Origin of the sequence: Marivirga sp., assembly GCF_024636815.1 — a bacterium.
Taxonomy (GTDB): Bacteria; Bacteroidota; Bacteroidia; order Cytophagales; family Cyclobacteriaceae; genus Marivirga.
The window spans coordinates 1-11891 of sequence record NZ_JAGXGF010000085.1 but is presented as its reverse complement, the minus strand read 5'-3'; the positions used below and the strand labels follow the sequence as shown (position 1 = coordinate 11891).

At 32.2% G+C, this 11891-nt stretch carries 6 protein-coding genes and 1 pseudogene; 3 read left to right on the top strand and 4 right to left on the bottom strand.

Annotated features, from left to right (window positions below):
* Nucleotides 1-118: 118 nt before the first annotated feature.
* The gene (locus Q0L29_RS06470; protein WP_296620084.1) at nucleotides 119-1282 is read right to left on the bottom strand and encodes a hypothetical protein; all 1164 of its coding nucleotides are present in this window, start codon (nucleotides 1280-1282) and stop codon (nucleotides 119-121) included.
* 102 nt (nucleotides 1283-1384) lie between these two features.
* Nucleotides 1385-2812: pseudogene (locus Q0L29_RS06465) on the bottom strand (DASH family cryptochrome).
* Between the two features lie 113 nt (nucleotides 2813-2925).
* Between Q0L29_RS06465 and Q0L29_RS06460 the strand changes: the two are divergent.
* The 3 genes from Q0L29_RS06460 to Q0L29_RS06450 all read left to right on the top strand — a co-directional run bounded on the left by Q0L29_RS06460 (nucleotide 2926) and on the right by Q0L29_RS06450 (nucleotide 7896).
* A complete protein-coding gene (locus tag Q0L29_RS06460; RefSeq protein ID WP_296620082.1) occupies nucleotides 2926-5157 on the top strand; it encodes a GAF domain-containing protein in 2232 nt (743 codons plus the stop codon).
* Nucleotides 5158-5278: 121 nt separating this feature from the next.
* Entirely contained in the window at nucleotides 5279-6307 is a 1029-nt protein-coding gene (gene hemH / locus Q0L29_RS06455) for a ferrochelatase (RefSeq protein WP_296620080.1), read from the top strand.
* A 140-nt stretch (nucleotides 6308-6447) separates the two neighbouring features.
* The gene (locus Q0L29_RS06450) at nucleotides 6448-7896 is read left to right on the top strand and encodes a hypothetical protein (RefSeq protein ID WP_296620078.1); all 1449 of its coding nucleotides are present in this window, start codon (nucleotides 6448-6450) and stop codon (nucleotides 7894-7896) included.
* A 17-nt stretch (nucleotides 7897-7913) separates the two neighbouring features.
* Here the strand turns inward: Q0L29_RS06450 and Q0L29_RS06445 are convergent, their stop codons facing one another.
* Both Q0L29_RS06445 and Q0L29_RS06440 read right to left on the bottom strand, forming a co-directional pair.
* Nucleotides 7914-10118, bottom strand: a complete 2205-nt coding sequence (locus Q0L29_RS06445) for a HAMP domain-containing sensor histidine kinase (protein WP_296620076.1) — start codon at nucleotides 10116-10118, stop codon at nucleotides 7914-7916.
* 204 nt (nucleotides 10119-10322) lie between these two features.
* Entirely contained in the window at nucleotides 10323-11876 is a 1554-nt protein-coding gene (locus tag Q0L29_RS06440; protein ID WP_296620075.1) for an Rne/Rng family ribonuclease, read from the bottom strand.
* Between the last annotated feature and the right edge of the window lie 15 nt (nucleotides 11877-11891).

Below are 11891 nucleotides of genomic sequence, written 5' to 3'. Positions count from 1 at the left end.
TTCATTTTCCAGTTTCCTGCTACTATTTTCTGTCTCATCTTATTTTCAATTTTTGTTATAGGCTAAAAAACAAAAATAAGAAGATTTGAGCATAAAGCTAAGGGATAGTGGGTTAAGATTACATGCACAAAGTAGGCGGCAATTGTAATTCCTTTTTCAGTTCAGCATCAAAATTTTCTTTTGTTAAGCCAACTTCACTTAATAACTCCCAAAAACCTACACCCCCTGTTATTAATACAAATAAATGTTCTTTACCATAAATCCTAAAAGTCCTTTCACAAATCAAGGCGCCCACCATATAAGGAATTGAGGTTTCACCAGCAAAAACCCTTTCAAACGGCTCCAAATATTTTGATAAATCAATATCTGGATTAGAATTTATATGATTTTTCAGATTCTCTTTATGCCAAGAATAAGAATAGGTCCGAGTTCCACCAATATAAGTGGCTACTCCTTCTTCTATTAACTTATGGGTGGAGGATGATAATACTAAATTATAATGGTGAACAATTTCGTGCGTGTACACTTCAGTATTATTAGCTGATAAAACAATATTATGGCGTTCAGCTAAACCACCTCCACCGTCTATATACATGGTAGGTTTGTAATCAAAGCCTTTGATTTCAAAGAGCTCCTTTAAGCCAACGCATGAGTAATAAGTGATTGGCAAAGGGTCAATACTGTAAAACTCACTGATTTTATCAATTGCTTCCAATTGCATTTGAGCTTCTGTTTCATCGAATTCTTTTTGAGGAGAAACAACATATTGAATACTTCCTTTTTGAATTTTGTCCCAATCTTTAGTGAAGTATCCAAGCGGATTACTAAACACAATATTACCTTCTGTTTTGGTTGCTACTATATTATAAATAGCTTTTATCGTATTCTCATTATTAACCTCATTGTGTCCAATAAAAGCTATTTTAGCAAGCTTTTTATACTCTTCATCGGTATCCACAATTTCCATCAATGTTGGCTGATAGAAATTTTGAATAGAGTCTTTATGCTCAATTTTATAAATATCAGAATAAGGAAAAATATAGGTGCCAAAGTCAGGCTTATACCAATATTCATTTTCATAATAGGAGCTATTCTTCGTTTCTAAGAATTTAGTGAGGGTCTCAACTATTTCTTGATTTATAGACTTATCAGAATCGATATTATCTGATATAGTTAATTTAATAGGTGAATTTGATTCTTCTTTTTTGTTTGATTTACAGGAAACAAAAATTAATACCAGAGCAAACAGGATAACTTTTCTAATTGGAACACATTTTAACATTTATTGGCAATTAAGAATTTAAACCTGAATAAAAGTCTTTTATAAGCTAAATAGAATTTAATATTACAATCATAAAAGTATAAAACAATTAGTTGGTTCTTATTAATACTCCCACTTCCCCATATCCACTATCGGTTTCAAGTAAATTTCAGGTATAAAAGACTCTATTCTTTCCAATTCTGTTTCCTTCATTAAAGCAACTTTATGAATATTAAAGCCTTCTATTTCTTTCAACTCTGGAATCCAATATCTGATATATCCTCCTTTAGCATCATATTTTTTGGCTTGGCTTAAAATGTTGAAATAGCGATTTTCCCTTGGATCATTCCCTACTCCGGCTACATAGGCCCAATTACTCCAGTTGCTAGCAACATCATGATCAATTAGTTGATGCTCAAAATACCAGGCACCCATTCTCCAATCCAATCCTAAATCTTTTACTAAAAAACTGGCAACATTTTGTCTACCTCGATTGCTCATAAATCCAGAAACATTTAATTCTCGCATGTTAGCATCAATAAATGGCACGCCTGTCACACCATTCATCCATTTTTCAAAAAGTTCTAAATCCCATTTCCAATCTGCTTCAGAACCCTTTATGCCATCCTTTTGAAAAAGTTGAGAACCAAATTTCTTCAAAACAAAATGAAAATAATCTCTCCAAATCAACTCAAAAACCATCCAGTAAGTAGATTGATTTTTCTTTCGTTCTTTCTCGTATTTCATCACTTGATAGAAAATCGATTTGGCAGAACTACAACCTAAAGCCAGCCAAGGTGAAAATTTTGAAGAGTAGCTTTCACCTAGTAACCCATTTCTGGTGTCTTTATACTCTTTGAGCTGATCAGTTTCCCACATATAGTAATTTAATCTTTCCCAAGCTTTTGTTTCTCCTCCTTGGAAATTTAGAACTGATTTCTCCTCTGGTTGAACATCATTAATCCCTAAATTTGAAAAATCAAAATTTTTACTTACAGAAATAGAGGAGGATAAATCTTGAGGTGATTCGAATAAATTCCTCACTTCGGTTTGCTTTTCATTTTCTTTCCTGAATTGGGTAAAAATATCAGGTAATTTTCCAATTGGCCAGGGAATATCATCCTCATGAAAAAGAGTAGTTTGAGCATAAAAATGAACATCAGCCTTTCGCTTTATAAAAAGGGTTATAATATTCATTTCTTCTTGAATTTCTTCTGTTCCTGATTCCTTCGGGGCATATAGTGCATCAAAACTATACTCTTCCAAAAGTGATTGAATGATTGTCTTAGGATCTCCTTTTTCTATTAATAACTGCCCACCTATATTTTCTATATTTTGCTTTAAATCAATGACTGATTGCCATCTAAAATTCAACTTTAAATCAGAAGAACGTCTCATTTTCAGAGGGTTTTCTTTTCAATATTTCTCATCAAAAACATAGAGCAAAAGGTATTGCTCAGAATTTTGAATTCCTTCCCAAAGTGCTTCGTTATCTATTAATCTAAGATTTCTTCTAAACCAAATCAACGATTTTTGCTGTGTTTTTTTCATTTTCCAATGATTTTAATGTCTCAAGATAACCGATTGATCAAAATTTATGTTTGAAGCTTTTTAATTAGGTTGATAAAAGATAAATTGACACTTAGAAATAGCGAACGGATAACATGAAAAAAATAAATTTCAATTCCATTAAAAGTAAAATGATATTAGGCTATGGTAGTATGGCTCTGCTGATAGTTATAGTTGTTTTAATAACCCTTTCACAAATTGCCAATATTATGGTGATGGGAATTGATATTTTGGAAAACAAACAACCTTCTCGAATGTATGTAGAGGCCATGAAAAGTGGGGTGCGCCATTCCAATGTCACATTACAAAGTTACTTGTTATCAGGAAATGAAAATTTGAAAAATGAAATAGATAATATCTGGGAAAAAGAAATTCGATCCGCCAAAGACAGTATAGATTCTTTAAAAATCCATTGGGATGGCCCTGAGAACATTATCCTATATGAAAAATTGAGCCGTCTTGGTGATAGAATCCAAAATAAGCAAAAAGAAGTAGTCAATAATGCTCAATTTGGAGGTGGAGATATCGGCTTATCACTTTATAATTATTCAGGAATGGAAGGCGATACTATTTATGATACAAATGACCTTCAAAATTGGATTGATGATGAACTGAGTAGCCAAAACTCAAATAGCAACCCTAACGGAAGTTTATATGCCGAAAATCTAAAATCCCTAAATGATGAGTTTGATGAAAAAGCTACTTTATTATATTCAAATTTAGAAGAAAATTCACTGGCAACAGCCAATAAAATATTTGCCGCCAGAGATAGATTTGTGATAGTTGAAACATTTATTGTAATCATAGCCATAATCCTATGTCTGATTCTTTATCGCTTTGCACGTAAACAAATCAAAAGCAGTATTGCTACCTTACAAAACGAAGTAAAAATACTAAGTGTGGGTAATATCCCTGAAAATAGAGCCAAAACTAACGATGAATTTGATATTATTCTGGAAGAAATTCATACCCTTTCAGGGAATTTAGCTAATGTTAAAAATTTCGCTTTGGAAGTCGGAAAAGGAAGTTTTGACAGTGATATTTCAGTTTTCAATAATGAGGGAGATATTGGAACTTCTTTAGCCGAAATGAGGGATAGTCTAAAGAATGTTTCTGAAGAAGCCAGAGTAAGAAACTGGACCAATAAAGGATCCGCTGAATTTGGTGATATTTTAAGGAAATATAACAATAACATAAGTGAGCTAAGTGATCATGTTATCACTTTTATGGTAAATTACTTAGGCGCTAATCAGGGAAGTATTTTTATCGTGGATGAAGATGAAAATGGAGATCATGCACTTCATTTAACGGCTACTTATGCTTACGATAGAAAGAAATTTCTAGAAAAAACCATTCAAGCAGGACAAGGATTAGTAGGGCAAGTTTATCTAGAGAAGCAATCAATCTATATGAAAGAATTACCTGAGAATTATATTTCTATCACCTCAGGATTAGGCAAAGCAACGCCAAAAAGCATTTTTATAGTTCCTCTGATTGCAAATGAAACTGTCTATGGCGTCATTGAAATTGGGACCTTTACCCAATTCACTGAAAATGAAAGAAAATTTATCGAAGATGTAGGAGAAAATATAGCTTCTTCCGTACAATCAGTAAAGATAAATGAAAGAACCAACAAGCTTTTAGAAGATTCTCAAGAGATGACAGAGCAAATGCGTTCTCAGGAAGAGGAAATGCGCCAGAACATGGAGGAATTGCAGGCTACGCAGGAAGAGATGGAACGCTCTCAAAAGGAAAACAACGAACGCTTAACTGCCATGGAAAAGAGTGGTATGGCGTATATTGAATTTAGCCCCGATGGAGAAATCATTACTGCTGATAAGACTTTTATAAATTTATTTGGCTATAATTCAGTTGATGAAATAAAAGGCAGGCACCATAGAATTTTTGTGAGTAATGAGTATGCAAATTCTGAAGATTATCAATCTTTCTGGGGTAATTTAAGAGCAGGAAAAATTCAAAGTGGTATATTTGAGCGATTCAGTAAAAATGGACAAAAAATAAATATTAAAGGCTCCTATACAATTCTAAAAAATCAAAACAATGAGATTACCAAAATCATCAAATTTGCTTTTGATGTTACCGATATTTATCAAAAATTAGAGACTATTCTTAAGGAAAAGGAAACCTTAATACAGCAATTAGAAGATTTGGAAGTAAAAATTCAAAATGCAGGTAAAGGAAGTTTAGACCAATTGAAAGCCTATCAGAAAGAAATGAAAAAATCTTTAATTGAAAAGCTTCAAAAGAATGAATCTGATTTAAAAGCTTCACTTCAAGAGCAAAAAAGAGATTTAGGCATTTCTTAACCTGTGATCAAATCTGATAAGTCATTTTAAAAAAACTCTAATGGCATTTTGCATTATCTAAAAAGATATTTTTTTAGAAATTACAAACATATAAAGTACCCCCAAGGTTACTCAACCCAATATGAAGAAAGCAAATCAAGGAAAAACAGGCGTATTATTAGTAAATTTGGGGACTCCGGACTCTACTAAAACAAGTGACGTACGAAAATATTTAAGAGAATTTTTAATGGATAAAAGGGTAATTGATATTCCATTTATATACCGATGGATGTTGGTAAACTTGATTATTGCACCTTTCAGAGCTCCAAAATCTGCCAAAGAATATCGTAAACTATGGGTGGACAGAGGTTCGCCTTTGAAATTCTACGGAGAAGATGTTCGAGATATGCTCCAAGACGAATTGGATGAAGAATATGTTGTTGCTTTAGCTATGCGCTATCAGTCTCCCAGCATACAGGATGCCTTAGATGAATTGAGAAATCACAAAGTTGCCAAAATAATTGTAATACCATTATTTCCCCAATATGCTTCAGCTTCAAGCGGCTCGGTTCACGATAAAGTGATGGAAATCGTTCAGAAATGGCAGATTATTCCTCAAATTAATTTTATCAGCACTTTTGTGGAGGAACCTGGTTTCTATAAAACCTTCGCAACCTTAGGTAAAAAATACCTAGACAAACACGATTATGACCATGTGATTTTTAGTTTCCATGGTTTACCAGAACGTCAAATCAGGAAAGGATCTGTAGATAATTATTGTAAACTTGGCGGGTGCTGCAATGTTTATCATGATAAAAATAGATTTTGCTACAGGGCTCAGTGCTTTCAGACTGCACGTCTGATTGCAAATGAATTAAATCTGCCGGAAGAAAAATATACCGTGACATTCCAAAGCCGATTAGGAAATGACCCTTGGATAAAGCCTTATACTGATTATGTTTTGAAAGATTTGGCTAAAGAAGGAAAAAAATCTGTGTTGGCTTTTTCACCTGCTTTTGTGGCTGATTGCCTAGAAACCACTATTGAAGTGGGAGAAGAATTTAAAGAAGAATTTGAGGAAGCTGGTGGAGAGCGCTGGGATTTAGTCGAGAGCCTGAACGACAATAAAGATTGGGTTGATACTTTAAAATCATTAGTCTTGAAAAATTAGATCTCAAAACACTCAAAACGTTAAATAATTTTAATTAAATTATTGACTGATAAATTATGAAAAGCCAATGGTTTAAAATTATATCGACCTTATACCTAATTTTTATTGCATCTTCAATTTCTGCAATCCAAATCGATTCATTGCATAATTTACTTGAAAATAAGCTAAGTTCAGAGGGGTTTAATAAAGAGCAAGATGTAATAGAATATTTGAATCTAACTAGCAAACTTTTTCAAGAGTCTCCTACAGATGCATTATTCTATGTAAATGCATTAGAAGAAAAGCTAGAATCAGAGAAAAATGATACAGGAAGAGCTTACATATTAAGTAAAAAAGGAACGTTCTTTTGGCTTCAAGGTGTTTATGATGCATCCTTAAAAGCCTATTTTGAAGCACTCAATATATTTGAACAGGAGGAAAATAAAATTGAAGTCGTCAAAACCTTAAACAATATTGGGGAGACCTACAAAAAGCAAAAAGACTATACGCAATCTGCCAGATTTATAAAGTTGGCCTTATCAAAGATTAATAATTTGGAGGACTTATCGCCTGAACTAATATTAGTGAATTTAGGGCAACTTTTCATGCTAAAAGGTAATTATGACAGTGCAAATTATTATCTCAACCAAATTCAGAATAAAGATAGTGTAAGCAAACAATCAAAAGGTTTTACATATTTATATAAAGGGATAGTTAAGCGAGAAAGTAGTCAATATGATTCTGCTCAATATTTTCTCCGCCAAAGCTTAATTTATTGGGAAGAGTTAAATTATGGAAGGGGAATCACTGAGAGTAAAATAGAAATTGCCAGAATATACATTTCTCAAAATAATTACTTAGAGGCAAATAAATCCCTAAAAGAAGCAGAAAATATTGCACTCAAAATCAATGCGTTAGATTTATTACTTAGAATATATCAGTCAAAAATTGATCTATTCAAGCTTACAGGAGGTAAAGACTCTCTGGTTTTCTATTTTGATAAATATCTGCAAATCAAGGATTCAATTTTCAATTCAGAATCACGGGCAGAGATCAATAAATTGAGTATTCAATATAATTTAGCTCAAAAAGAAAAAGAACGTTTTAAGTTAGCCTTGCAGCAATCTGAACTATCTAATAAAATAGAAAAAAGAACCCAGTTCTTAATTTTTTTAATCACCCTACTAATATTTGCTTTCGTATTAATTTTTTATTTAAGGAATAAAAGCATTCAATTAAAAAGAGCTCATATAAGGCTTAAACAACAAAAAGAAGAGATAGAAGATAAACAGAAGAGTATTTCATCCAAATCTTTGGCGCTTGCCAGAGTGAATAAGGAACTTCATAGCCTTAATAAAAATTTGGAACAAAGGGTAATGGAAAGAACTCAAAAATTAAATGAGCGCAACAGACAAATTGCAGAATTTACATTTTACAACTCACACAAACTTAGAGCGCCTGTGGCAAGCGTATTAGGCCTAATTAATGTAATGGAGTTAGCAAAAGATGGGAAAATAGATCCTATTCTATTAAACCATCTTAAAACAAGTTCAATGGAATTAGATAAAGTGATATTCAATTTAAAAAATCTATTAGATTTAGATGATTGAATAACATATCTTTAATCTTAATCCATAATAGGAAGTACAATTTTAAAAATGGTTCCTTTTCTTACTTTAGAAGTAAGTTTAATATCACCTTTTAAAACATTCAAAGTATCTACTACTATATAAAGCCCTAATCCTGAACCATCAGTACCTTGATGCGCTCTAAAAAACATATCAAATATTTTACTTTGATATTCTTCTGGTATTCCTGATCCATTATCTTCCACTTCAACTATATAGGTATCACTTTCAATTTTAGCGCTTACTTTTATGAAGGGCGATATACCTCTATCAAAATCATGGTATTTTAAAGCATTGGTAACTAAATTACTCAATACAATATTTAATCTTTTAGGATCAGTTCTAATTTCAAAATTGGAATCATAGGCTCTAATTAGTTTAACTTTTTCTGCATTTTCATAAAATTTCAAATCCTCTATGATACTGTCTAAAATATCATCTAGCCTTACAAGCTTCAATTCCAAAGGCTTTTTAGTATTGGTAGAAAAATCCATAATACTTTTAATAAACTCTTCTAGTTTGGTAATACTTATATTCATCAATCTAAAGTACTCCAGTAGTTCATCAGTATTATTTGACATCCCTGCCACAGAAATTAAACCCCTTAAAGATTTTAGTGGAGCTACCAAATCATGAGAGGAACGATAAACAAAATTATCTAATTCATTATTTATTACTTTTAATTCTGCATTGGCTTCTTTCAATCGCTCCTTTTGAGAGCGCAATTCATATGTCCTCTCTTTTACTAGTTCCTCTAGTTTTTTATTACTAATACTTAGGCGATGTGTTCTATAACGAATAAATCCAAAAATTAATAACCCGACAAATAAACCAATAAACAAAAATGTAATATAGTTTTCATACCATTTGGTCGGTACAATAATATTAAACTCGAATGGTAATATTTCTAAATCCTTATTGTAAATATCACGTGCTCTTAGGTGAAAAACATAATTATCTCCAGACAAATTGGTGTATTCCTTTCTTGTATCAGATGTCCATTCTGACCAACCCTCATCAAATCCTTCCAGATAATAAGAAAACTCTAAATCTTCTTTAATAAAACTTGGTGCTGAGAAATATAAACCAAAGGATTTAGTATTATTCCCAGTTAAAATAACTTTATCTTTTCCACCTTTAATAAAAATCGTGCTATCTCCAACACGCATATATCGAACCAAGGCTTTTGGTTTAAAATTCAGCTTTTCATTCTCAGCATAAAATTTCAAATAATTTAAACCTGACCCACTTGCTAACCATAAATTACCTCTTCTATCGGCCAATGGCGCATTATAATAATTCGTTTTAAGACCATTTTCTTCATTGAGTGTATGCAATATTTTACCTTCATCATTGAAAATTATCACTCCATTTGTCCAAGAGCTAGCAACAAATAATGAGTCTTGAAATTTTCGAATTGAATACAAGTACATACTGTCTTGCAAAAAATATTGATTGGCTTCATTATCCCATAATTCAGTTTCATAAGTTTCAGGATCCAAAGTATAAAACCCTTCTTCTGAGGTAAAAATAATCCATTCACCATCATTTTTCTGGATGATATTATAAGCAGCATCATCTTCAAATTTGAATTCCTTATTAACGTATTCAATCGTATCACCATCAAATTTAGCCAATCCACCATTTTTGCCAAAAATAGATATTATTACTTCATCATTAACTTCAACCATAGAGTAGGCATCAGAAACATCAATATTTTTAATAAGTTCGCCATCAAAATAATAAATACCTTTATTAAGACTGCTATAATATACTTTACCATTGCTTTCAGCCATATACCAAATATAAGGCATCTCTTCCTCATCTAATTTATCATTCATTGAATGATACTGCATTCTGCCAATTGAATCTCTCTGATAATAACCAACATCACCACCCCCTACTGTGTAAATCTTATCTCCAATAATCTTTAGATTAACAACTGGTGTAAAATTTGAATTTTGGTGCATTTGCCAGTGCGTTCCATCAAATTCTAGAAGCCCGTTTTCATTTCCTATATATAAAATACCTTCTTCATCTTCCCTAGCAATATTGTTATAGGAACTCGCTCTATATAAAGAACCATCAAATTCATAGAAAACTATAGAGTCTTTTGATGCAGTTTGTAAAGAATCAGTAATTTGAAGTGATAGGGCATTAAATGTGAGTAGCTCAAAAATTAATATGAGTGAAATTAATTGCATGAGGTTTATACCCCTCAATTGAAACAATGATTTAGATATCGCCATATTCAAAAAATCCAATAGGACTTAAATTTAGATAAATTTTACCAAGTCAAAAAATATCTTAGACTAATAGGTACTTGGCTTCGATATAATATTTAATAAAAATAGCCCATACTTTTTATAAAAATATGGGCTATTAAAATAATACCATTAATGACCAAATTATTCCATTTCAATTAGCTCCTGATTTGCATTCATAAAATGGTATTCCGTAAGGGCTAAAGAACTATCCTGTATTAATTTAATCCATTTCCCATACTTAAAAAACCATTTCACACGTAAAGAAGTAATTCCTTTTGTGTAATAGGAGTATAAAAATGGATGGACAGCAAGACTCAATGATTTTTCGTTTTGTTTTGTCAACAAATAATCTAAATCCTGTTCAATTTTATCAGTAACTAATATGGAAGCGGTTATCTTTCCTGTACCATTACAGGTGGGACAATTTTCTTTAGTTATGATATTTAATTCAGGTCTTACCCTCTGACGAGTAACCTGCATTAATCCAAATTTTGATAGTGGAAGTACAGTATGCTTAGAACGATCGGTTTCCATAAAGTCCTTCATCTTTTTAAAGAGAAGCTTTTTATTATCAGGATTCTTCATGTCGATGAAATCGACCACAATAATCCCCCCCATATCTCTTAATCGCAACTGGCGAGCAATTTCTTTTGCTGCCTCCAAATTTGTACTTAAAGCCGTATCTTCCTGGCTTTCTTCATTATTTGATTTATTCCCACTGTTGACATCAACAACATGTAAAGCTTCAGTATGCTCAATAATGAGATACCCACCGCCTTTAATGTTAACTGACTGCCCGAATAATGATTTTAATTGTCTTTCAATACCGAAATGTTCGAAAATTTTATTCTTTCCACTATATAGTTTCAGAATTTTTTCTTTACTCGGATCGATTTTTTGGATATAGGTTTGAATTTCCTTGAAAATTTCTTCATCATCCACATGGATATTGTCGAAAGATTCATTCATCATATCCCTAAGAATAGAAGAGGCTCTACCTACCTCACCGATAATTTTATCTTTCGGTTTAGCGTCTTTAAGTTTCTTTACCCCGTTCTCCCAAGTATCTAATAAGTTTCTTAGGTCAGTATCCAATTCTGCCACCTCTTTACCTTCGGCAACAGTACGTATAATTACGCCAAAATTCTCTGGCTTAATGGAAGAAATTAATCTGGTGAGTCTTTTACGTTCCTCACTAGTCGATATCTTTTTGGATATGCTTATTCCATTGGCAAATGGTACTAATACCAAATACCTTCCTGCTAGTGACAACTCGCATGATAGTCTTGGCCCTTTCGTAGAGATAGGTTCTTTAATAACCTGAACCAACACCTGCTTGTTCTTGGAGAGCACCTGTGAGATTTTACCTAATTTGTCAATCTCAGGCTCTAATTTGAACTTACTTAATTTGTATGAGGTGTTATTACGAGTAGTGGCAAATTTAGTATACTTTAAAAGTGAGTTCATTTTCGGTCCAAGATCATGATAGTGCAAAAATGCATCTTTCTCATAACCTACATCCACAAATGCGGCATTTAAGCCTTGCATTACTTTTCGGACGTTCCCTAAATAAATATCACCCACACTAAACTGCTCTTCTTTATTATCATAATGAATCTCAATAAGATTCCTATCATTTAGAAGGGCAATACGACTGCCATTTTGAGTTGAATTAATAACTAATTCATTGCTCAAAGCTCTATAAGTTTA

Coding starts and splice junctions, on each gene's coding strand:
- Q0L29_RS06470 (WP_296620084.1), bottom strand. CDS start 1,282: ATGTTAAAATGTGTTCCAATTAGAAAAGTTATCCTGTTTGCTCTGGTA.
- Q0L29_RS06460 (WP_296620082.1), top strand. CDS start 2,926: ATGAAAAAAATAAATTTCAATTCCATTAAAAGTAAAATGATATTAGGC.
- hemH (WP_296620080.1), top strand. CDS start 5,279: ATGAAGAAAGCAAATCAAGGAAAAACAGGCGTATTATTAGTAAATTTG.
- Q0L29_RS06445 (WP_296620076.1), bottom strand. CDS start 10,118: ATGCAATTAATTTCACTCATATTAATTTTTGAGCTACTCACATTTAAT.